Source organism: Micromonospora echinofusca (genome assembly GCF_017614955.1).
Classification (GTDB): Bacteria; Actinomycetota; Actinomycetes; order Mycobacteriales; family Micromonosporaceae; genus Micromonospora; species Micromonospora echinofusca_A.
Genome location: NZ_WVUH01000102.1, coordinates 1 through 20310 on the forward strand (window position 1 = coordinate 1; position 20310 = coordinate 20310).

Genomic DNA, 20310 nt, shown 5'->3' on the forward strand with positions numbered 1-20310 from the left:
CCGATCGGCGGGGCCCCCGGGTCCAGTGGGGGCTCGGTCGGCGGCAGGCTCGACGTCGGGGTGGCGGTCGGGGTACCGGTCGGCGGGGCGCCGCTGGCCGTGGCCACCTCGACGTCGTCGAAGGTGGCGCTGGCGTACGAGGTGGCCAGTCCGGCCCGGCCGGTGCCGTACGCGCCGTCGGTGGCCTGGACCAGCAGGGTCCCGTCGACGTAGCCGCGCAGTGAGCTGCCGACCGCCTCCAGTTTGAGGGTCGCCCAGCTTCCGGTGGTCACCCCGGCGGCGGCCGAGGCGAGCGCGACCGGATCGCCGCCGGCCCGCTTGACCAGTTGCACGCCACCGCTGGCCGTCACCACCAGGGCGTAGTAGCTGCTGCTGCTCTGCGCGCGGGCGATCACGCCGACGTGCCGGTTGGCGGCGCCGAACGCGGTCGGCTTCACCCGGGCCTGCACGCCGTAGTCGGTCCAGCCGGTGGCGCCGGTCAGCGACCGGGCGTCACTGCTGGTGCCCGACTGCCGGTACGCCAGCGAGCCGTCGGTGACGACCGACCAGCTCCCCCCGTTGGTGCTCCAACCGGTGGAGTTGCCGTCGGAGAAGTCGTCGGTAAACAGGGTGTCGGCGTACGCCGACGAGCCGGCCACGAGGGCCGCGCCGACGGCGAGGGTGCCGGCGGTGACGGCGGCGGCGAGCCGGAACGCTCGTCGTCGACGGGATCGGGTGGTGGTCATCGTGGAGCCTCCCCAGGCAGGCGGTGGTGGTACGGATCGAGCCGTGGAGCTGTGGAGCCGTGGAGCTGTGGAGCTGTGGAGCTGTGGTGCGTGGAGCTGTGGCGCGTGGGCGGGTGGGACGGTGGTGCTGAAGTGGTCACCGCGCTTCGCCCGGACGCGGTGACCACGTTCGGGGTCAGCCCGGCAGGCGAGCGGCGCCGGCCAGGGCGCCGACCACGAACGGCACCGCCGACGCGGGCAGCACCGGTCCGGCCCGCAGCACCGGCTGCCAACCGGCGTCGGCGCCCAGGTCCGGGTCGTGACCGGCGTTGTACGCGGCGACCAGGTCGACCGGCTGGGACGGGCCGGTACCGCTGCGTACCCGGTTGCCCCGGGTGGTGATCGCCGTACCGCCCCAGTCGTGCACGATGGCGTCGGGGGCGGTACCGGTGCCGAGGCTGAAGTAGTTGTTCTCGACGTACAGCGCGGACTGCACGCCGACGCCGAGGGCGTAGTCGAAGCCGTCCCCCAGCCGGTAGTGGTTGTTGTAGACGTCCACCTGGCCGAACCGGACCCGGGGCAGCCGCTGGAGGGTGCCGTCGAAGAGGTTGTGGTGCAGGGTGACGTTCAACCGGCCGACGTCCGGACCGACCGTGTTCGACGAGCCGATCAGCATGACCTTGTCCCGGCCGACGAAACGGTTCCAGGAGGCGGTCACCAGGCTGGCCGTGTGGGTGATGTCCAGCGATCCGTCGTGCACCTGGTACGGCCGGCCGAAGTGGATCGGCTGGGCGCTGTCCGGGTTGTCGCCGTCGGTGAAGGTGTTGTGGTCGACCCAGACGTTCTCGCTGCGGCGGACCGAGATCTGGTCGTACTGCGAGTTCCAGTTGCCCTCGGCGCCGTCGGTGGGCGACCAGGCCGGGAAGCAGTCCCGGGCGTCGACCAGGGTCAGGTTCCGGATGATCACGTTACGGACGCTGTCCACCATCAGGGTCAGCCCGGTCAGGGTGGCGCCGGACCGCCCGACGATCGTGGTGTTCGCGCCGATGTTGATCTGGGTCTGCGCGGTCTGGTTGACCACCGACCGGCGCCGGGCGTCCTCCAGCGGGCCGGTGGGGTTGACCCGGCCCCACACCGCCGGGTCGTAGGCGGCCAGATAGGAGTCGAGCGAGTAGCCCGGATCGGCGAGATCGGCGCAGTCCATCAGGCTGCCGTCGGCCCGCTCGAAACCGTCGATCACCCCGTCGACGTAGATCAGTTTGGGGGTGTCGTCGGTGCGGTTGGTGGCGTTGTCGCCGCCGAGGGCGGCGACCAGTTCGGCCCGGCTGGAGACCACGAAGACCTGGTCGCGGGTGGCGGCGGCGCCACCGGTGGTGCCGCTACCGGCGGCGCCCCAACCGTCGTCGGCCGGCAGGGTCTGCCGGCCGAGGAATCCGGCGAGGCCGGCGTCCCGGTCGCCGCCGGTGTCCGCGACGGCCGCCGTGCCCGGCACCAGGGCCAGGCAGACGGCGACCAGCAGCGCGGTGGTTCGGTTTATCGTCATTGCACTCTCCGGGTGGTTCTGTCATTTACCCGACCCCGTAACGGGTACGAAGTGTTTCCCATTACGAAAGGTAATGAAGGCAACTTAGGAGAGTCAATGTTAAGAATGTGCAGATCTGTTGCATAGATTCGAGGCAGAAAGCGATTACCCGACCCGCCCGGGTCGAGAAGAAAGCTAATCTGTCCGAATTTCTCGGGCCACTGTCGACGGAGATTTGCAATAGGTTTTCCGTCACACCGGACGGTACCGGGTCAGCGGGCGTCCTCCTCTCCGGTCAGCGTGACCTCGTGCGGGCGTACGGACCACGGCACGTCCAACTCGGACAGCAGGGCCCGTTGTTCGGCGGCCCGGCGCAGCAGCGCGTCGATCCCCCGGATGGTGCGGACCCGCTCCGGGCCCGTACCGCTTTCGGTGAGCAGCCCACCGTCGAGCAGGGTCGGCTCCGGGGCCGCCTGGACCACCTCCAGTACCCGGGTGAACGGCGCGGTCCGCGCCAACGGGACGATCAGCGGCACCCCGGTCGGATCGGCCCGGTGGGCGAGCAGGTTGAGCAGCAGGCTCTCCCGGCCGGGTACCTCCCGCAGCTGAAGGTCACCGGGCAGGCGGAGCCGGTCGGTCGGGTACTCCAGCACCGCCCGGCCGGCCGTACCGTCCACGATCACCTCGCCCCGGACGAAGTCCTCCCCGGCCAGGGTCACCGCGACCACGATCGGCGGCTCACCACGCGGGGTGACCCGCAGCGTGGCGGTGTCGTCCACCTCGATCGGCCGGACCCGGTAGCGCTCCAACTCGATCCGCACCGGGTCGACCGGGCCGCCACCGACCGCCTCGGCCACCGCCAGGCACTGCATGATCGCGTGGGCGAGCGGGTTGGCCAGCGCCCCGTCGAGGACCGGGCGGCCGTTCAGCCGACGCCGGCCGGCCCAGGGCGCCCGGGCGTAGTACCCGTCCGGGCGCTGCCAGGCGGCCACGGTCGAGATGCCGGTGACCGTACCCAGCCGACCGGCGGTCACCGCCGTGGTCAGCTCGGCCAGGGCGGCCGAGCCGAGGGCCTGGAAGCCCACCTGCACCGCCCGGCCGGTCGCCGCCACGGCGGCGAGCAGCTCCCGGTGCTCGGCGATGGAGAGTACCGGCGGCTTCTCCACCAGCACGTCGGCACCGGCGGCCAGCACGTCCACCGCGATCGGCAGGTGGGTGTGCGGGGGCGTGCAGATCACCACCACCTCCGGCTGCACGTCCCGGAGCATCTCCCGGTGGTCGGTGAACACCCGGGTGCTCTGCGGTACCGGCGCCTCCGGGTCGTCCTCGACCGGCTGGAGGTCGACCAGCGCGACCAGGTCGAGCCGACCCTCGGCGTGCAGCGGGGCGATCACCCGCCGGTGCCACCGGCCGTGCCCGTTCGCCCCGATCACCGCCACCCGGGGTGCGCCCCGGTCGGTACCGGTCACGGCGGACGGCCCGGCGGCACCGGACCGCCCGGCGACGTGGGTGTCCGGGCCGGTCGCACGGGTGTCCGGGCCGGTCATGCCGCCCCCGCCAGGGTCGCCGCCACCCCGTGCCGGTCCAGGTCGGTCAGCCAACCGGTCACCGCAGCGCGTACCTCGTCGTCGCCGGCCACCTCGGCCGGGAAGACCTCGGTCAGCCCGAACAGCGCGTCGGCGGCACCGGCCGGGGTGTCCGGGTGGGCCGCCAAGGCGGCCCGGATCCGCCCGGCCAGCGGATCGTCCAGCGGCAGGACCGTGCCGTCGTCCGCGCAGCCCCGGACGAACTGCATCCAGGCCGCGACGACCAGGGTGGCCCAGCGGGCCGGCGCCCCGGCCGACCGCAGGTCGGCGATGGTGTGCAGGATCCGCTGCGGCAGCTTCTGCGACCCGTCCATGGCCACCTGGAGGGTACGGTGCCGGATCGCCGGGTTGGCGAAGCGGCCCAGCACCTCGTCGCCGTACGCCACCACCGACACCCCGTCCGGCGGGGTGAAACTCGCCGCGATGTCCTCGGCGATCAGCCGGCGCAGCACGGTGGGCAGGTGCGGCAGGGTGAGGGCGTCCGCGACGGTCTCCCGACCGGCGAGGGCACCCAGGTAGGCGGTGGTGGAGTGGACCCCGTTGAGGGTCCGCAGTTTCAGCTTCTCCCACGCCCCGGCATCGTCGGTGAGGATCGCACCGGCCCGCTCCCAGGCCGGTCGCCCGCCGGGGAAGTCGTCCTCGATCACCCACTGGGTGTAGGGCTCGGCGGCCACCGCCGCCAGGTCCACCACACCGAGGGCCCGTTCCGCGTCGGCCAGGGTCTGCGCGGTACTGGCCGGGACGATCCGGTCCACCATGGTGCCCGGGAAGGTGACGTTCCCGGCGACCCATCCGGCGGGCCGGTCCGGGGTGCCCGCGTACGCCAGGGCCTGCTCCACCAGGCTGCGCAGCCGGCGGCCGTTGGCCGGCAGGTTGTCGCAGCTGACCAGGGCGACCGGGCCGGCGTCGGCCGCCGCCCGGGCCAGCAGGCCGCGCACCAGCAGACCGGGCACGGTGGCCGGCGGCCCGTCCCCGCGCAGGTCGGCCGCCAGCGCCGGGTCCGGGCGCAGCCGCCCGGAGCCCGGTTCGAGCTGGTACGCCTTCTCGGTCACGGTGAGGGTGACCACCCGGATCGCCGGGTCGGCGAGCAGCGCCACCACGGCGGCGGGGTCGCTCGCCGCGTGCCGGACCCCGGCCAGCGCGCCGACCGCCCGGGTGTGGTTGCCCGCGCCCGAGCAGGTGGTCACGCTGAACAGGTGGTCCTGCGCGGCGAGCGCGGTGACCAGGTCGGTACTGCGCGGCGCCACCCCGACGATCCCCCAGTCGCCGCCGGCCGCCGCGACCGCCTGCTCGGTGAAGACCGCCTGGTGGGCCCGGTGGAACGCACCGAGCCCGAGGTGCACGATCCCGGCCGGGACGGTGCCGGGCCGCAGCAGGGGCCGGGCGTCGGCGGGCAGCCGGCGCAGCGTCGCCAGGCCGAGCCGGCCGGTGCCGACGGTCAGCGCCATACCGGGCCGTCCGGGAAGGAGTACGCGGCGATCGACTCCGGCTTCATCGTGGCGCTGTACCCGGGCTGCTCGGGCAGCAGGTACCGGCCGGCCCGGGTCCGCACCGGGTCGACGAAGTGCTCGTGCAGGTGGTCGACGTACTCGACCATCCGCCCCTCCAGGCTGGTACCGACCCGCAGGTAGTCGAAGATCGCCAGGTGCTGGACGTACTCGCAGAGCCCGACGCCCCCGGAGTGCGGGCAGATCGGCACGCCGAACTTGGCCGCCATCAGGATCTCGGAGAGCACCTCGTTGACCCCGGCCACCCGGCACGAGTCGATCTGCATGACACCGATCGCCTCCGCCTGGAGCAGCTGCTTGAAGATCACCCGGTTGGCGGCCACCTCGCCGGTGGCGACCCGGCACCGGCCGTCGGTCAGCTTCGTGACCTCGCGGGCGATCCGGGCGTGGCCGAGGATGTCGTCGGCGTGCGTCGGCTCCTCGATCCAGTACGGGTCGGCCTCGGCCAGCGCCGCCATGTTGGTGATCGCCTCGTCGACGTCCCACACCTGGTTGGCGTCCATCATCAGCAGCGCGTCCGGACCGATCTCGGACCGGATGATCCGGGCCCGCCGCACGTCGTCGTCGAGCGGGCCGCCGACCTTCATCTTCATCGCCCGCCAACCGGCCGCGTACGCCTCGCGGGTCAGGGCCCGCACCTTGTCGTCCGGGTAGCCCAGCCAGCCGACCGAGGTGGTGTACGACGGGAAGCCGTCCCGGGTCAGCTCGGCCAGCCGGTCCGCCAGGCCGACCCGCCCCCTGTCGAGGATCGCGGCGGCCTCGTCCGGGGTGAGCGCGTCGGTGATGTGGTGGAAGTCGATGCTGCCCACCAGCTCGTCGGTCGGCAGCTCGGCCAGCAGCCGCCACATCGGCTTGCCGGCGAGCTTGGCGCGCAGGTCCCAGACCGCGTTGACCACCGCGCCGGCGGCCATGTGGATGACGCCCTTCTCCGGGCCGAGCCAGCGCAGCTGCACGTCGGCGGTGAGCGACCGCCAGAAGGTCACCGGCTCGGCGAAGATCTCCTCGACGGTGCGCCCCTGCACGTGGTGGGCCAGCGCGCGGACGGCGGCACAGGTGATCTCGTTACCCCGGCCGTTGGTGAAGGTGAACCCGGCCCCGGTCGGCCCGCCGTCGGTGTGCAGCTCGACGTAGGTGGCCGAGTAGTCGCCCTTGTTGATGGCGTCCGAGCCGTCCCCGGCGGCGGCCGTCGGGAAGCGGACGTCGTGCACCTCGACGGCGGTGATGGTGGTGCTCACTGGGCAGACCCTTCACTGGTGGGGGCGGTGGGGGCCAGCGGCTCCCCGATCCTGAAGACCTTCTTCGGCAGGTGGTACGCGAGGTCGACGATCGTCTCGGCCGCCTCGTCGAGCGGCAGCCGGTGCTCGGCGACCAGCCGGGCCAGGAATCCGGCGTCGATCCGGCGGGCCACGTCGTGGCGTACCGGGATGGAGCAGAACGCCCGGGTGTCGTCGACGAACCCGGCGGTGTTGTAGAAGCCGGCGGTCTCGGTGACCGCCTCCCGGAACCGGCGCAGCACCTCCGGGGCGTCCAGGAACCACCAGGGCGCGCCGAGGTAGAGGGCCGCGTACCCGCCGGCCAGCGGGGCCAGCTCCCGGGTGAAGGTGTACTCGTCGAGGGTGTAGACCACCACCCGCAGCCTCGGGTCGTTGCCGTACGCGTCGAGCAGCGGGGTCAGCGCGTGCAGGTACTCGGTGGCCTGCGGGATGTCCCCGCCGACGTCCCGGCCGTGCGTGGCGTACAGCCAGCGGTTGTGGTTGCGGACCGAACCCGGGTGCAGTTGCATGACCAGCCCGTCGTCGATCGACATCCGGGCGAACTCCACCAGCATGTGCGCCCGGAACGCCTCGGCGTCGGCGGCGTCGGCGCGCCCGCGCATCCCCCGGTCGAACAGCTGCGCCGCCTCGGCGTCGCTCAGCCGCAGGGTCCGGGCGGTCGGGTGGCCGTGGTCGGAGGAGGTGGCCCCGGCGGCGACGAACGCCTCCCGCCGCCGGCGCAGCGCGGCGAGGTAGCCCGGGTACGTCCCGGTGTCCTCGCCGGCCAGCTCACCGAGCCAGGCGACGTTCTCCGCCCAGCCCTCGAACTCCATGTCCACCACGTTGTCCGGCCGGAAGGTGGTGATCACCCGGCCCCCGGGGCCGCCCCAGCCGTCGGCGGCGAGCTTGGCGTGCCGGCCCAGGTCGTCCAGGGGCGACTCGGTGGTGGCCAGTACCTCGATGCGGAACCGTTCGAACAGCGCCCGGGGGCGGAACTCCGGTTCGGCCAGCTTCGCGGCCATCCGGTCGTAGATCTCGTCGGCGGTGTCCGGCCCGAGCCGCAGGTCGATGTCGAAGACGGTGCGGAAGGTCTGCTCCAGCCACAGCCGGGACGGGGTGCCCCGGAACAGGTGCCAGTGCGCGGCGAAGCGCCGCCAGATGGTCCGCCCGTCGGTCTCCACCGGGTCACCGTCACGGGTCGGTACGCCCAGCTGCGCCGGGGGTACGCCCTGGCTGAGCAGCATCCGGGTCAGGTAGTGGTCCGGGACGATCAGCAGCCGGGCGGGGTCGGGGAACGGGGTGTCCTCGGCCAGCAGCGCCGGATCGATGTGCCCGTGCGGCGAGATGATCGGCAGGCTCTCGACCAGCGCGTACAACTCCCGGGCGAGGGCCCGTTGGCCGGCTTCGGCGGGAAAGAGCAGGTCTGGGGTGATTCCGGGCACGGAACGGTGCTCCTTGCGGGGATCAGGGGATGGTGAGCAGGTCGGCGACCCGGACCGGCTGGCCGGTCTCGAAGGACCGGTTCGCGGCCAGGCCGGTGAGCAGGGCGAGCGCGCCGTCCCGGGCGGTGGCGGCCCGGCCGAGCGGGTCCGGCTCGCCGCCGAAGAGGACCCGGGTCATCCGGGTGTCCGCGCCGCCGTGCCCCTCGCGGCGGTACCCGTCGACCGGTACCTGCCGGGGTGGCTCCCAGAACGGGCGCAGGGTCAGGGTGGCCGATCCCGATTCGGCGGCGGCCTCGTCGCCGTGCAGGGCGGCACCCTTGAGCGCACCGGCGGCGGTCGGGCTGACGAAGTCGCTCTCACAGACTTCCAACTCCAGCCGGCCCCGGCTGCCGTTGAACATCACCCGGTAGCCCTCCCAGGGGGCGTACGCGGTGAGGTGGTAGGTCATGGTGGCGCCGGTGGAGTACCGGGCCAGCACCGACATGTCGTCCTCGATGGTCACCCCGGGCGCGAACACGTTCTGGTCGCGCTGGTAGCCGTCCTCGGCCTCGGCGTCGAGGTACAGCTCGCGCAGCCGGGGGTGGTCGGCGAGGCGCAGTGCGAACGGGTCACCGTCGGCCGCCGGCGCGCCGTGCGCCCGGGCGTAGTCGCGGGCGTACCCGTGCCGCCGGCCGGCCTCGCCGTAGAAGAACAGCCGACCGGCGGCGTACACCTCGACCGGTACCGCGTCCAGCCACCAGTTGACCAGGTCGAAGTGGTGGCTGGCCTTGTGCACCATCAGGCCGCCGGAGTTGGCCTTGTCCCGGTGCCAGCGGCGGAAGTAGTCCGCGCCGTGCCGCACGTCGAGCAGCCACTCGAAGTGCACCGAGCCGATCTCCCCGACCGCGCCGTCGGCGACGACCTGGCGCACCTTTTCGTGCAAAGGGTTGTAGCGGTAGTTGAACGCGACCGACACGTGCCGGCCGGTCGCCGCCACCGCGTCGAGGATCCGCTGGCAGCGGGGCACGTCGACGGTCATCGGCTTCTCGGTGACCACGTCCCGGCCGGCGTGCAGGGCGGCCACCACGTACTCGTCGTGGGTGACGTCGACGCTGGTCACCAGGACCGTGTCGACCCGCTCCTTGTCCAGCATCGCCAGGAAGTCGGCGGCCGGGTAGGTCGGCACCGCCGGGTGACCCAGCCCGCCGAGCCACCGGTTGTGCGCGTCCATCCGCGCCTGGTTGACGTCGGCGAAGGCGACCAGCTCGGCGGTGTCCGGGTGGTCGAGCACCAGCGCCCGGACGAACATCTCGGCCCGCGCACCGGTACCGACCACCGCGTACCGCACCCGCTTCCCGGGTCTGGATGACATCGGCGTTGCCTCCCACGACGACTGCAAAGGTTTGCAGCGAAATAACCACGCCTGATGCGAGCACGTCAACGATCGGCATCAAACCAGCGAGTTTTATCCTGATTTGCGGGGTAAGTTGATCAGCGTGGGAGCGTCGCCGCAACGAAGCCGTAACCTTCGCCCATTGACACGGCCACAACCGTTTGCATTAATTGCTGCACTCCAGTGACCGCAGCCACACCTGGCGAAGGGATCCGCGTGCCAGCCACCATCCGAGACGTAGCACGGGCCTCCGGGGTGCACATCTCCACGGTCTCCCGGACGTTCTCGGCCCCCCACCTGGTCAACCCCGAGACCCGCAGCCGGGTGCTGGCCTGCGCCGACGACCTGGGCTACCGGCCCAACCGGGCCGCCCGGGCACTGATCACCGGCCGTACCCACAACATCGGCCTGATCATCGCCGACATCGCCAACCCGTTCTTCCCGCCGCTGATCAAGGCGGCGGAGAGCCAGGCCCGCCAGCGCGACTACCACGTGTTCGTGGCGGACACCAATGAGGACCCGGCCGCCGAGGAGGAGTTGGTGCACGCGTTGGCCAAGCAGGTCGACGGCGTGCTCCTGTGCAGCCCCCGGATGAGCAACAGCCTGATCGAGCAGCTCAGCCGGGAGGTCCCGCTGGTGGTGATAAACCGGCAGGTCGCCGGGCTGCCGGCGGTGGTGATGGACGTCGGGCAGGGGGCCCGGCTCGCCATCGACCACCTGCTCGGCCTCGGCCACCGGGACATCGCCCTGCTCAGCGGCCCCCGGGGCTCCTGGACCAGCCGGGAGATCCGCCGGGCCGCCGCGGCGGCGGTCCGGGCCGGCGGCGGGGACCTGACCGTGCTCGGTCCGAACCTGCCCACCGAGACCGGTGGCACCGCCCTCGCCGAGCAGGTCCGTCGCTGTGGCGCGACGGCCGTGCTGGCCTACAACGACCTGATGGCCATCGGCCTGATGGAAGGGTTACACGATCTGGGCCTGCGGGTGCCCGGGGACGTGAGCGTCGTCGGCATCGACGACATCACGCTCAGCCGGCTCACCCGGCCCAAACTGACGACGGTGGCCACCCCTACCGCGGCCGCCGGCCGGACGGCCGTCGACATGCTGTTGCAGCACGACTCCCCCGCCGCCACCCGCAACCTGCGGGGCGGCGGACGCAGCAGCGCCGGCGACGACCGTCGTACCACCGCACAGGTAATGCTCCAGACCGAACTGGTCATCCGCGACTCGACCGGACCCGGCCCCCGGGCCGGTCGCACCGACGGTGCCGCCGGCGTTGAACACCCGGGCCCGCATTGCCCTGCGGGCCCGGGCAGCCCGGCCGTGGCCACCGGTGAGGTTGTCGCCTCCTAACGCCCAAGGAGTGAGCACAGATGCACCCCGCAACGCCCTCGACGGCGGACGCAACCACCGCGCGTCACCACCGTACCCAACTCCCCCGGCGCCGGCTGCTGCGCGGCATCGCCGCAGTGGCGGTCGCCATGCCGCTGATGTTCGGCGCCGCCGCCTGCGGTGGGGACGAACCGGCCAGCACCGACCCGAACGCCCCGGTCAAGCTGTCGATCTTCTGGTGGGGTGGTGAGGCCCGGGCCAAGCTGACCGAGGAGGCCCTCGCCCTCTACACCAAGAAGCACCCGAACGTCACCTTCGAGAAGACCTGGCAGGCCAACCAGGGCTACTTCGACAAGCTGGCCACCCTGACCGCCGGTGGCAACCCGCCGGACATCTTCCAGATCGACGACAACTTCCTCACCGAGTACGCGGCCCGCAACACCACGCTCGACCTGACCTTCTACAAGGACAACGGCAAGCTCGACGTCTCGAAGTTCCCGAAGAGCCTGTGGCAGTACGGCGTGGTCGACGGCAAGCTCGCCGGGGTGGCCGCCGGGGAGAACACCCAGGGCCTGGTCTACAACAAGACGCTGTTGCAGCGCAGCGGCCTCCCCGAGCCGACCACCGGGATGAGCTGGGAGGAGCACATCGCCTGGGCCGAGCAGGTGAGCAAGAAGACCAAGGTCCCCGGCACGATGGACCCGAGCGCCGACTACAAGGCGTTCTGGGTGTGGCTGCGGCAGCAGGGCAAGGACCTCTACAAGGGCAGGGAGCTCGGGTTCACCGTCGAGGACGTGACCCGGTGGTTCGAGCTGTGGAAGGGCGCCCGCGACCGGGGTGCCACCCCGACCGCCGACGTGATCCACGAGGGCAACGCCACCGACATCACCAAGCAGCTCGTGGTGACCGGCAAGGCCGCCACCTCCTGGGTCTGGGCCAACCAGCTCCCGGAGCTGAAGAAGAACACCAAGGACGAACTGGGGGTCGTGGCGTACCCGGGTGACCCGAGCGCCCAGTGGGCCCGCGCCTCGATGTACTTCTCCGTGTTCAAGGGCAGCAAGCACAAGGAAGTCGCGGTGGACGTGCTCAACTTCCTGCTGAACGACCCGGAGGCCGCCAAGATCCTCGGTACCGACCGGGGCCTGCCGGCGAACCTGGACATCCGCAAGCTGGTCAGCGACGACGTCACCGACCCGGCGATGAAGACCTCGATCGCCGTGGAGACCGAGCTGGCACAGAAGTTCGGCGAGTCGCCGCAGGTGCCGCTGAAGGGACACAGCAAGGTCCGGGCCGAGCTGATCAAGGCCGCCGAGGAGGCGCAGTACGGACGGACCACCCCGGCCAAGGCCGCGGAGCAGTTCCTTGCCGCCTGCAAGGCCGCGATCGGCTGACCGGCCGCTGAGGATTCGGAAAGGAGCCGGCTCGTGGCCCTGACCACGACGCCGGACCGGACCCGACGCGACAGCGGATCCGTCCGGCCCGCCTCCTCCGGGGGCGGGACCGGGCGGATCCGGCACAGCGAGGGTCTGGCCGGGTACGTCTTCCTGTCGCCCTGGCTCATCGGACTGATGGCCATCACGGCGATTCCCATGCTCTTGTCGCTCTACCTGAGCTTCACCAACTACGACATCCTCACCCCCTGGTCCGAGGTGCAGTGGGTGGGGTTCGAGAACTACCGGCGGATGTTCGCCGACGACCCGTCGTTCTGGCACGCCGTACAGGTGACCCTGAAGTTCGCCCTGATCGCCGTACCACTGAAGTTGGCCGCCGCGCTCGGCGTGGCCCTGCTGCTGAACAAGGCGTGGCGCGGGGTCGGTCTGTTCCGGGGCCTGTTCTACCTGCCGTCCCTGCTGGGTGGCAGCGTGGCGCTGGCCATCGTCTGGGTCAACATGTTCAACCGGGACGGCGCGTTCAACTCGTTCCTCGGCCTGTTCGGGATCACCGGCAAGCCCTGGGTCAACGACCCGGACTGGGCGCTGGAGACCCTGATGGTGCTCGCCATCTGGCAGTTCGGCGCCCCGATGGTGATCTTCCTGGCCGGGCTCAAGCAGGTGCCGACCGAGCTGTACGAGGCCGCGTCGGTGGACGGTGCCGGGCGCTTCCGGCAGTTCCGCGCGGTCACCCTGCCGATGCTCTCTCCGGTCATCTTCTTCAACCTGGTACTGGAGACGATCAACGGTTTCCAGGGCTTCACCGCGGCGTTCGTGCTCAGCAACGGCACCGGCGGTCCGGTCGACTCCACCCTGATGTACACGCTGAACCTCTACATCAAGGGCTTCACCGACCTGGAGATGGGCTACGCCTCCGCCATGGCGTGGGTGTTCCTGCTGGCCATCGCCCTGATCACGGTCGTCTTCTTCAGCACCGGGCGGTTCTGGGTGCACTACTCCGACGGGGAGAAGTGATGGTGGCGGTCACGGGAGCGGTCCCTGCGACCCGGCGGCCCCGCGGCGGGGCCCGGCAGGCGGTCCGACTGGTCGTGCTGATCGCGATCCTGGCGGTCGTGCTCTACCCGCTGATCTGGATGATCGGCACGTCGGTCAAGTCCCAGGAGGAGATCGTCAACAACATCGGCCTGCTGCCGGAGACGTTCACCCCGGGGAACTTCACCCAGGGGTGGACCAACTTCGACGTCACCTTCGGCCGATTCTTCCTCAACAGCGCGATGGTCAGCCTGCTGACCGTGGTCGGCAACGGCATCTCCTGCCTGCTGGCCGCGTACGCCTTCGCCCGGCTGAGGTTCCGGCTCCGGGGACTGTGGTTCGCCGTGATGATCGGTACTCTCCTGCTCCCCGGTCACGTGCTGATCGTGCCGCAGTACATCCTGTTCCGCAGCCTGGGCATGGTCGGTGGGGAGTGGCCGTACCTGCCGCTGCTGGTCCCGCAGTTCCTGGCCACCGAAGCGTTCTTCGTCTTCCTGATGGTGCAGTTCATGCGGGGCATCCCCCGCGAGCTGGACGAGGCCGCGAAGATCGACGGGGCCAACTCGTTCGGCATCTTCCGGCACGTGATCCTGCCGTTGAGCCGGCCGGCGCTGGTCACCACGGCGATCTTCTCGTTCATCTGGACCTGGAACGACTTCTTCCGGCAACTGGTCTTCCTGTCCCAACTGGAGGACTACACCGTGCCGGTGGCGCTGACCCTGTTCATCGACTCCACCAGCCAGAGCGCGGTGGGTCCGATGTTCGCCATGTCGGTGCTGTCGCTGCTGCCGGTGTTCCTGTTCTTCGTCGCCTTCCAACGGATGCTGGTCGAGGGCATCAACACCAGCGGGCTCAAGGGGTGAACCGGTGAGCACAGCAGCGCAACGGCGGGACTGGCGGGACGTGCTGCGCGACGGCAGCGACCTGGCACTGCTCGGCATCGTGGCGACGCTGGCCGCGCTGCCGCTGGTGACCGCCCCGGCGGCGGTCGCCACCGCCAGTGCCGCCCTGCACGACTGGCTCACCGACGGAAGCTGGCCGACGGCCCGGCGCACGCTGCGCCGGTTCGTCCGGGCCGTACCGGCCGGCATCCCGGTGGCGCTGCTCGCGTCCGTCGCCGCCGGGCTGCTGGCGCTCGACCTCGCCGCGCTGGCCCGGGGCGCCGTCCCCGGCGGCCCACCGGCGCTGCTGCTCACCGTCGTGGTGACGGTCGCGTTGGCCGGGTACGCCGCACTGGTCGTGGTCGCCGTCGGCCGGACCGGGGCCCGGGGCTGGCGGGCGGCGGCGCGGACCGCCGCCACCGAGTCGGTGACCCGGCCGGCCCGCTGGGCCGGGGTGAGCGGGGTGTGCGCGGTCGCCGCGCTGCTGGCCCTGCTGGTCACCCCGGTCGCGGTGCCGATCCTGGCCGGCTACGTGCTGGCCGCCTGGCACGCCGTCGCCCGCCGACCGGTGCGGGCCGAGGTCACCCTGGAGCAGCCGTGACCGACGACCCGCAGTTGCACGTCGACGGGGTACCGGTGGCCCGGTACGTCCTCGACCCCGACCTGGACGCCACCCACGGTCCCCGGCCGTACCTGCACCCGGTGCGGACCCTCGCCGGCACGGTGGTCACCGACGCCCTGCCCGCCGACCACGTGTGGCACCTCGGTGCCTCACTGGCCGTGCAGGACGTCGACGGCACCAACCTGTGGGGCGGACGCACCTACGTCCGCGACACCGGGTACACCTGGCGCGACGACCACGGTCGGATCGCGCACACCGGCTGGGACGAACGGTACGCCGACCGGCTGGCCCACCGTCTCCAGTGGCGGGACCGGGACGGGCGGGTGCTGCTCACCGAGCACCGCCGGCTGGCCGCCGCGCCGCTGCCCGGCCCGGCCGGCGGGTGGCTGCTCGACGTGGCGTACACGCTGACCGCCCCGGCCGAGCACGACGTCGTGCTCGGCAGCCCGGCCACCAACGGCCGACCGGGTGGGGCCGGGTACGGCGGCTTCTTCTGGCGGGCCGTCTCGACCGACCCGGCGGACACCTTCACCGCCACCGCCGAGGGTGAGGAGAAGGTCAACGGCAGCGCCGAAGAATGGGTGGCGCTCACCGGTACCGCCGACGGCGCGGCGTACACCCTGGTCTTCTGCGGTCTGGCCGAGGAGGACCGGTGGTTCGTGCGGACGGCGATGTACCCGGGGGTCTGCGCGGCGTTCGCCTTCGCGCGGACCCGGTCGATCCCGGCCGGCGGCAGCCGGTCCGGCCGGCATCGGATCGCGGTGCTCGACGGGCACCCCGACCGGGCCACCGTCGCCGCCCTGGCCGACCGGCTCGCCACCGGCGGCTGAGCGCGGGGATCAGACCGGGGCGGGCCCGGTGCTGTCCCGGCGGACCAGTTCGGCGGGGAGGACCTCCACCCGCCCGCCGGTCGTCCCCGGGTCCAGGGCGAGGGTCATCGCCCGTACCCCCATCTCGACCAGGGGCAGCCGGACGGTGGTCAGCGCGGGGGTGACGTCCCGGGCGATGGGCATGTCGTCGAACCCGGTCACCGAGACCCGCTCCGGCACGGCGATCCCCCGCGAGCGCAGCAGGGCCAGCGCGCCGATGGCCATCTGGTCGTTCAACGCGACCACGGCGGTCAGGCCGGGCACCGCGTCGAGCAGCGCGCCGGTGGCCTCGACGCCACCGTCCCGGTCGAAGCCGGAGTAGCAGACGTGTTCCTCCGGCAGGGTCAACCCCTGCGCGGCGAAGGCGCGACGCAGGCCGGCGATCCGGTCGGTGGTGGTGGTCAGCACCCGGGGGCCGGCGATCACCCCGACCGTCCGGTGCCCGAGGGCGAGCAGTTCCCGGCCGACGAGATAGCCACCGTCCTCGTTGGCCGGCATCACCGCGTCACCGGAGTGCTCGTGGCGGCCGATCACCGCCACCCGGCCGCCCGTCGCCTCGTACGCGGCGAGCTTCTCGTTGAGCAGCGTGGTGAACGCCGGATCGTGGTAACCGGAACCGGCGAGGATGAGCGCGGCCACCTGCTGGCCCCGGAGCAGTTCGACGTACGCGAGCTCCCGCTCGGGGTCCCGGTAGCTGTTGCAGATGATCAGCAGCCGGCCACGGTCGATCGCCACCCGTTGCAGCCCCCGGGTGACCTCGGCGAAGTACGGGTCGGAGACGTCGTGCACGATCACGCCGACCGCGGTGCGGTCGGAGCGGGCGAGGAGCTGGGCGTGCGCGTTCGGCACGTACCGCAGCTCGGCGACCGCGCGCATGACCCGTTCCCGCAGCTCGTCGGCGACCGGTTTGCTGCTGCCGTTGATGACCCGGGACGCGGTGGCCGGGGATACCCCCGCCCGCCGGGCGACGTCGGCGAGCGTCGCCATGGTCATCCCCTCCCTGTCCGACCGTGGAATGTGCCGCCCACCGGGGCGGCGAGACGTCAGGTTACCGCACCGCACCGCCGGTCCGACCGGCCGCGAACCGGCGGTGAAACCGGGTCCGGCGGACCGCGTGCCGGCCGAGGTCCGGTCGGATGCGGCAGAGGCCGCCCGGTGGGGTCCGGTCGGATGCGGCAGAGGCCGCCCGGTGGGGTCCGGTCGGGTGCGGCAGGCGTTCCCGGGCAGGGCGGAGAGGAAGGCCACCGGGCGGGCCCTTGCCCTGACGGGTGGGTGACGCCTACGCTTCAGGAAAGCGCTTACCTAGACGCCTGTTCGCCCCCAACCGTCCGGCGTGCGGTCCCGCCCCGGCCCGCCAGGACCATCCGGTACCCGGTCGGCCACACGGGGCCCACGCCCGGCCGGGCCGGCGGCCCGCCCCGCCGTCCACGGCGGTGCACCGACCGGCCCGACCGGGCGCCGGACGGGCCGGCCGGTGCCGTCCCGGGCAGATCCGTACGGCGACGGCCGACCGAGTAACGGAAGGACCACCATGACCCGCAGGCCGATCGGCATCATCGTCAACGGCGTAACCGGCCGGATGGGCTACCGGCAGCACCTCGTCCGCTCCCTGCTGGCCATCCGGGACCAGGGTGGTATCCCGCTGGCCGACGGGACCACCATCTGGCCCGAACCGGTACTGGTCGGCCGGAGCGAGATCCGGCTCCGGGAGATCGCCGAGCGGCACGGGCTGACCGACTGGACCACCGACCTCTCCGCCGCGCTGGCCCGCGACGACGTGCAGATCTACTTCGACGCCCAGGTCACCCAGCAGCGGGAGAAGGCGATCCGGCAGGCGATCGAGGCCGGCAAGCACATCTACACCGAGAAGCCGCTGGCCGAGGAGAGCGCCGCCGCACTCGACCTGGCCCGCGCCGCCACCACCGCCGGGGTACGCACCGGAGTGGTGCAGGACAAGCTCTTCCTGCCCGGTCTGCGCAAGCTCAAAAGGCTCATCGACGGCGGCTTCTTCGGCCGAATCCTGTCGGTCCGGGGCGAGTTCGGCTACTGGGTGTTCGAAGGGGACTGGCAGCCGGCCCAGCGTCCCTCCTGGAACTACCGGGCCGAGGACGGCGGCGGCATCGTCATGGACATGTTCCCGCACTGGCAGTACGTGCTGGAGGAACTGTTCGGCCAGGTACGCGCCGTCTCCTGCGTGACCGCCACGCACATCCCCGAGCGGGTCGACGAGGCCGGTCGCCGCTACCCGGCGACCGCCGACGACGCCGCGTACGGCATCTTCGAACTCGACGGCGGGATCGTCGCCCAGCTCAACTCCTCCTGGTGTGTCCGGGTCAACCGGGACGAACTGGTGGAGTTCCAGGTGGACGGTACCGAGGGCAGCGCGGTGGCCGGGCTGCGCAACTGCCGGGCGCAGCACCGCAGCGTCACGCCGAAGCCGGTGTGGAACCCGGACCTGCCGGTGACCGAGAACTTCCGGTCCCAGTGGCTGGAGGTACCGGACAACGAGGAGTTCGACAACGGTTTCAAGGTGCAGTGGGAGCAGTTCCTGCGGCACGTGGTCGCCGACGAGCCGTTCCGCTGGGACTTCCTGGCCGGGGCGCGCGGGGTGCAGCTCGCCGAGCTGGGCCTGCTGTCGGCCCGCGAGCAGCGCCGGGTCGAGGTTCCGGAGCTGGCCCGATGAGCGCCGAGGTGCGCCTGCCCGACGGTACCCGGCTGCGGATCAGCAGCGGCGGCGGCTTCCCCCGCCCGGCCGGACCACCCGCGTCGCGGATCGCGTACGCCGCCGCGCACGTGGTCGCCGACCCGGCCGCGGAGAACGTGCCGGGCGCCCCGGCGGTCCTCGACTGGGACCGCACCCTGGCCTTCCGGCACCACCTGTGGTCCCACGGCCTCGGCGTGGCCGAGGCGATGGACACCGCGCAGCGCGGCATGGGGCTGGACTACCCGGCGACCCGGGAACTGATCCGGCGCAGTGCCGCCGAGGCCCGGTCGGTCGGCGGGCGGATCGTCGCCGGGGTCGGTACCGACCAGCTTCCACCCGGGGAGGCCAGCCTCACCGACATCGCCGCCGCGTACCGGGCGCAGCTCGACCACGTCCTCACCGCCGGGGCCCGACCGGTGCTGATGTGCAGCCGGCACCTCGCTGCGGCGGCCCGGGGCCCGGAGGACTACCTGCGGATCTACGGCGACCTGCTGACCGCCAGCGACCAGCCGGTGGTGCTGCACTGGCTCGGCCCGATGTTCGACCCGGCGCTGACCGGCTACTGGGGCTCCACCGACCTGGACCTGGCCGTCGAGACGGTGCTGCACCTGGTCAAGGAACACGCGGCGAAGGTGGACGGCATCAAGACGTCCCTGCTCGACGCCGGCTGGGAGGTCGCGCTGCGCCGCCGGCTCCCCGCCGGGGTACGCCTCTACACCGGTGACGACTTCCACTACCCGGAGCTGATCCGGGGCGACGAGGTCGGGCACTCCGACGCGCTGCTCGGCATCTTCGCCGCCATCGCACCGGCAGCGGCGGCGGCGCTGACCGCCCTGGACCGGGGTGACCTGGCCGCCTACGACGCGATCTTCGCGCCGACGGTGCCGCTGGCCCGGCACCTGTTCGGTACGCCGACCTACCACTACAAGACCGGCATCGTCTTCCTGGCCTGGCTCTCCGGCCACCAGGACCACTTCACCATGGTGGCCGGGCAGCAGTCCGGCCGGTCGCCGGTCCACCTGGCCCGGCTGCTGGTCCTCGCCGAACGGGCCGGCCTGCTGGCCGACCCGGAGCTGGCCGCCGCGCGGGCCCGGGCGTACTTCTCCGTGGCGGGGGTGGAGCAGTGACCGTCAGCGGCCCGCTCCCCCGGCACCGGCTGGCCCGGTTCTCGTTCAACCAGGCCACCGCGAAACACTGGCCGCTGGCCGACGTCGTCGCCGGCTGCGCCGAGGCGGGGGTACCGGGCATCGGCCTGTGGCGCGAACCGGTCGCCGAGTACGGGCTGGCCCGGGCGGCGAAACTGGTCCGCGACGCCGGGCTGACCGTCACCTCCCTGTGCCGGGGCGGCTTCTTCACCGCCGACGGGTGGCGCACGGAGAACCGGGCCGCCATCGACGAGGCCGCCGCGCTGGGTACCGCCACCCTGGTCCTGGTCTCCGGCGGACTGCCGGCCGGCAGCCGGGACGTCGACGGGGCCCGGCGGATGGTCGCCGACGCGATCGGCGAGCTGGTGCCGTACGCGCAGTCGGCCGGGGTACGACTGGCGATCGAACCGCTGCACCCGATGTTCTGCGCCGACCGGTGCGTGGTCGCCACCCTGGGTCAGGCGCTCGACATCGCCGAGCAGTTCCCGGTCGACGCCGTCGGGGTGGTGGTCGACGCGTACCACGTCTGGTGGGACGACCGGGTCTACGCGCAGATCGCCCGGGCCGGCGAACGGATCGCCGCGTTCCAGGTCTGCGACTGGGTCACCCCGCTACCGGAGGGGGTGTTGCTCGGCCGGGCGCTGCCCGGGGCCGGCTGCATCGAGCTGCGCCGGCTGCGCGAGGCGGTCGACGCGGCCGGCTGGACCGGGCCGGTCGAGGTGGAGGTGTTCCACGCCGACGTGTGGGCCCGCCCCGGCCGGGAGGTACTCGCCGAGTCGATCGCCGGCTACCTGGACCACGTCGCCTGACAATCCCGGGTGGTCGCCTGACGGGGACCACCCGGGCTCGTCGATCATGGACTTGTGGTGGGCGGTTCACCCCATAATGCGGCTTTTGTGGGGCACCACAACTCCATGATCAACGGGGTCAAGCGCGCGGGGGGCGGGGTG

The 20310-nt window shown here is 72.2% G+C and carries 17 protein-coding genes; 9 read left to right on the top strand and 8 right to left on the bottom strand.

Translation table 11 applies throughout. From position 1 onward, the window contains the following. From GSF22_RS13945 to GSF22_RS13975, 7 genes are all read right to left on the bottom strand, one after another. Positions 1–725, bottom strand: a 725-nt coding sequence (locus GSF22_RS13945) for a DUF1080 domain-containing protein (RefSeq protein ID WP_244367367.1), incomplete at its 3' end; no start/stop codon positions are given. Positions 726–900: 175 nt separating this feature from the next. Then, entirely contained in the window at positions 901–2247 is a 1347-nt protein-coding gene (locus GSF22_RS13950; RefSeq protein WP_208813987.1) for a polysaccharide lyase family 1 protein, read from the bottom strand. Between the two features lie 251 nt (positions 2248–2498). Continuing rightward, the gene (locus GSF22_RS13955; protein WP_208813988.1) at positions 2499–3773 is read right to left on the bottom strand and encodes a Gfo/Idh/MocA family protein; all 1275 of its coding nucleotides are present in this window, start codon (positions 3771–3773) and stop codon (positions 2499–2501) included. After that, positions 3770–5260, bottom strand: a complete 1491-nt coding sequence (locus tag GSF22_RS13960) for a mannitol dehydrogenase family protein (protein WP_208813989.1) — start codon at positions 5258–5260, stop codon at positions 3770–3772. The genes GSF22_RS13955 and GSF22_RS13960 overlap by 4 nt, the downstream gene beginning before the upstream one ends. Continuing rightward, complete coding sequence (locus tag GSF22_RS13965; RefSeq protein ID WP_208813990.1) at positions 5251–6555, bottom strand: enolase C-terminal domain-like protein; 1305 nt, start codon at positions 6553–6555, stop codon at positions 5251–5253. Before GSF22_RS13965 ends, GSF22_RS13960 begins: the two co-directional genes overlap by 10 nt. Continuing rightward, positions 6552–8015: a glucuronate isomerase gene (uxaC, locus tag GSF22_RS13970; protein WP_208813991.1), complete on the bottom strand. Its 1464-nt coding sequence runs from the start codon at positions 8013–8015 to the stop codon at positions 6552–6554. The genes GSF22_RS13965 and uxaC overlap by 4 nt, the downstream gene beginning before the upstream one ends. A gap of 22 nt (positions 8016–8037) precedes the next feature. Beyond that, a complete protein-coding gene (locus GSF22_RS13975) occupies positions 8038–9366 on the bottom strand; it encodes a Gfo/Idh/MocA family protein (protein WP_208813992.1) in 1329 nt (442 codons plus the stop codon). A gap of 237 nt (positions 9367–9603) precedes the next feature. On the opposite strand from GSF22_RS13975, the gene GSF22_RS13980 reads away from it, so the two are divergent. Genes GSF22_RS13980 through GSF22_RS14005 form a run of 6 tightly spaced genes read left to right on the top strand, consistent with a single transcriptional unit; the run spans position 9604 to position 15472 of the window. Beyond that, on the top strand, positions 9604–10737 hold the full coding sequence (locus GSF22_RS13980) for a LacI family DNA-binding transcriptional regulator (protein ID WP_208813993.1): 1134 nt from the start codon (positions 9604–9606) through the stop codon (positions 10735–10737). Between the two features lie 20 nt (positions 10738–10757). After that, positions 10758–12107: an ABC transporter substrate-binding protein gene (locus tag GSF22_RS13985; RefSeq protein WP_208813994.1), complete on the top strand. Its 1350-nt coding sequence runs from the start codon at positions 10758–10760 to the stop codon at positions 12105–12107. Positions 12108–12140: 33 nt separating this feature from the next. Beyond that, positions 12141–13121 carry a carbohydrate ABC transporter permease gene (locus GSF22_RS13990; RefSeq protein WP_208813995.1) on the top strand — a complete coding sequence of 327 codons (981 nt, stop codon included), beginning with the start codon at positions 12141–12143 and terminating at the stop codon, positions 13119–13121. Beyond that, complete coding sequence (locus tag GSF22_RS13995; RefSeq protein ID WP_208813996.1) at positions 13121–14002, top strand: carbohydrate ABC transporter permease; 882 nt, start codon at positions 13121–13123, stop codon at positions 14000–14002. Before GSF22_RS13990 ends, GSF22_RS13995 begins: the two co-directional genes overlap by 1 nt. 4 nt (positions 14003–14006) lie before the next feature. Then, entirely contained in the window at positions 14007–14621 is a 615-nt protein-coding gene (locus tag GSF22_RS14000) for a hypothetical protein (RefSeq protein ID WP_208813997.1), read from the top strand. Continuing rightward, entirely contained in the window at positions 14618–15472 is an 855-nt protein-coding gene (locus GSF22_RS14005) for a PmoA family protein (protein WP_307803986.1), read from the top strand. Before GSF22_RS14000 ends, GSF22_RS14005 begins: the two co-directional genes overlap by 4 nt. Before the next feature lie 9 nt (positions 15473–15481). Here the strand turns inward: GSF22_RS14005 and GSF22_RS14010 are convergent, their stop codons facing one another. Further along, entirely contained in the window at positions 15482–16498 is a 1017-nt protein-coding gene (locus tag GSF22_RS14010) for a LacI family DNA-binding transcriptional regulator (RefSeq protein WP_208813998.1), read from the bottom strand. A 544-nt stretch (positions 16499–17042) separates the two neighbouring features. On the opposite strand from GSF22_RS14010, the gene GSF22_RS14015 reads away from it, so the two are divergent. The 3 genes from GSF22_RS14015 to GSF22_RS14025 are packed head-to-tail and all read left to right on the top strand — an operon-like array spanning position 17043 to position 20169. Continuing rightward, positions 17043–18194 carry a Gfo/Idh/MocA family protein gene (locus GSF22_RS14015; RefSeq protein WP_208813999.1) on the top strand — a complete coding sequence of 384 codons (1152 nt, stop codon included), beginning with the start codon at positions 17043–17045 and terminating at the stop codon, positions 18192–18194. Then, positions 18191–19342: a dihydrodipicolinate synthase family protein gene (locus tag GSF22_RS14020; RefSeq protein ID WP_208814000.1), complete on the top strand. Its 1152-nt coding sequence runs from the start codon at positions 18191–18193 to the stop codon at positions 19340–19342. Before GSF22_RS14015 ends, GSF22_RS14020 begins: the two co-directional genes overlap by 4 nt. Beyond that, entirely contained in the window at positions 19339–20169 is an 831-nt protein-coding gene (locus tag GSF22_RS14025; RefSeq protein WP_307803988.1) for a sugar phosphate isomerase/epimerase family protein, read from the top strand. Before GSF22_RS14020 ends, GSF22_RS14025 begins: the two co-directional genes overlap by 4 nt. The last annotated feature ends 141 nt before the right edge of the window (positions 20170–20310 follow it).

Coding starts and splice junctions, on each gene's coding strand:
- GSF22_RS13950 (WP_208813987.1), bottom strand. CDS start 2,247: ATGACGATAAACCGAACCACCGCGCTGCTGGTCGCCGTCTGCCTGGCC.
- GSF22_RS13955 (WP_208813988.1), bottom strand. CDS start 3,773: ATGACCGGCCCGGACACCCGTGCGACCGGCCCGGACACCCACGTCGCC.
- GSF22_RS13960 (WP_208813989.1), bottom strand. CDS start 5,260: ATGGCGCTGACCGTCGGCACCGGCCGGCTCGGCCTGGCGACGCTGCGC.
- GSF22_RS13975 (WP_208813992.1), bottom strand. CDS start 9,366: ATGTCATCCAGACCCGGGAAGCGGGTGCGGTACGCGGTGGTCGGTACC.
- GSF22_RS13985 (WP_208813994.1), top strand. CDS start 10,758: ATGCACCCCGCAACGCCCTCGACGGCGGACGCAACCACCGCGCGTCAC.
- GSF22_RS13995 (WP_208813996.1), top strand. CDS start 13,121: ATGGTGGCGGTCACGGGAGCGGTCCCTGCGACCCGGCGGCCCCGCGGC.
- GSF22_RS14010 (WP_208813998.1), bottom strand. CDS start 16,498: ATGGCGACGCTCGCCGACGTCGCCCGGCGGGCGGGGGTATCCCCGGCC.
- GSF22_RS14015 (WP_208813999.1), top strand. CDS start 17,043: ATGACCCGCAGGCCGATCGGCATCATCGTCAACGGCGTAACCGGCCGG.
- GSF22_RS14020 (WP_208814000.1), top strand. CDS start 18,191: ATGAGCGCCGAGGTGCGCCTGCCCGACGGTACCCGGCTGCGGATCAGC.